This is a genomic window from Kribbella sp. NPDC056861 (genome assembly GCF_040687575.1).
Lineage (GTDB): Bacteria > Actinomycetota > Actinomycetes > Propionibacteriales > Kribbellaceae > Kribbella.
The window spans coordinates 3,182-4,795 of the sequence record NZ_JBFBNQ010000015.1; the positions used below are offsets into that span (position 1 = coordinate 3,182).

The following is a 1,614-nucleotide window of genomic DNA, read 5'->3' on the forward strand; positions in this document are numbered from 1 at the left end:
CGTCTGACCCGAACTGGTATTAGGTGCACTAAGGAGTGACGCAGGAGGGCAGTCCAACCGCGGCGATGGTAGGCGCAAGCTGATCCGCGGGCAAGGTGGTAGGGCGAGGCATAGGCAAATCCGTGTCTCTTACAGCCTGAGAACCGAGGCGGACCCGTTTAGGGGAAGTGGATGATCCCATGCTGCCGAGAAAAACTTCGTAGTGAGTGTTAGAGCCGCCCGTACCCCAAACCGACACAGGTGATCAGGTAGAGAATACCAAGGCGATCGAGTGAACCATGGTTAAGGAACTCGGCAAAATGCCCCCGTAACTTCGGGAGAAGGGGGGCCGGACACGTTACGAGACTTGCTCTCGGAAGCGTTGATGGCCGCAGAGACCAGGCCCAAGCGACTGTTTACTAAAAACACAGGTCCGTGCGAAGAAGTAATTCGATGTATACGGACTGACGCCTGCCCGGTGCTGGAACGTTAAGGGGACAGGTTAGCTGGTTTAGGCCGGCGAAGCTTTGAACTTAAGCGCCAGTAAACGGCGGTGGTAACTATAACCATCCTAAGGTAGCGAAATTCCTTGTCGGGTAAGTTCCGACCTGCACGAATGGCGTAACGACTTGGGCGCTGTCTCAACCATGGACTCGGCGAAATTGCATTACGAGTAAAGATGCTCGTTACGCGCAGCAGGACGGAAAGACCCCGGGACCTTTACTACAACTTGGTATTGGTGGTCGGTACAACTTGTGTAGGATAGGTGGGAGACTGTGAAACTCGGACGCCAGTTCGGGTGGAGTCATCGTTGAAATACCACTCTGGTTGTTCTGGCTGTCTAACTTCGGTCCATTATCTGGATCAGGGACAGTGCCTGGTGGGTAGTTTGACTGGGGCGGTCGCCTCCTAAAAGGTAACGGAGGCGCTCAAAGGTTCCCTCAGCCTGGTTGGCAATCAGGTGTCGAGTGTAAGTGCACAAGGGAGCTTGACTGTGAGACAGACATGTCGAGCAGGGACGAAAGTCGGAACTAGTGATCCGGCGGTGGCATGTGGGAGCACCGTCGCTCAACGGATAAAAGGTACCCCGGGGATAACAGGCTGATCTTCCCCAAGAGTCCATATCGACGGGATGGTTTGGCACCTCGATGTCGGCTCGTCGCATCCTGGGGCTGGAGTAGGTCCCAAGGGTTGGGCTGTTCGCCCATTAAAGCGGCACGCGAGCTGGGTTTAGAACGTCGTGAGACAGTTCGGTCCCTATCCGCTGCGCGCGCAGGAGACTTGAGAAGAGCTGCCCCTAGTACGAGAGGACCGGGGTGGACGAACCTCTGGTGTGCCAGTTGTTCCGCCAGGAGCACGGCTGGTTGGCTACGTTCGGAAGTGATAACCGCTGAAAGCATCTAAGCGGGAAGCACGCTTCAAGATGAGGTCTCCCACCGAGTTAATCGGGTAAGGCCCCCAGTAGACCACTGGGTTGATAGGCCAGAAGTGGAAGCACCGTAAGGTGTGGAGCTGACTGGTACTAATAGGCCGAGGGCTTGTCTCAACACCAACCACTGGTTGGCAACAAAGACACTTGCTGCGAAGATGATCTGCGTCCACTATACGGTTCCCGAAATACGGTCAACCCCCAGC

At 55.7% G+C, this 1,614-nt stretch carries 1 rRNA gene (running past one end of the window); it reads left to right on the plus strand.

Annotation, left to right across the window (positions count from 1 at the left end):
- Positions 1-1,525: ribosomal RNA gene (locus AB0P21_RS41375) — 23S ribosomal RNA — on the plus strand; it begins 1,661 nt to the left of the window's first position.
- Positions 1,526-1,614 lie beyond the last annotated feature (89 nt).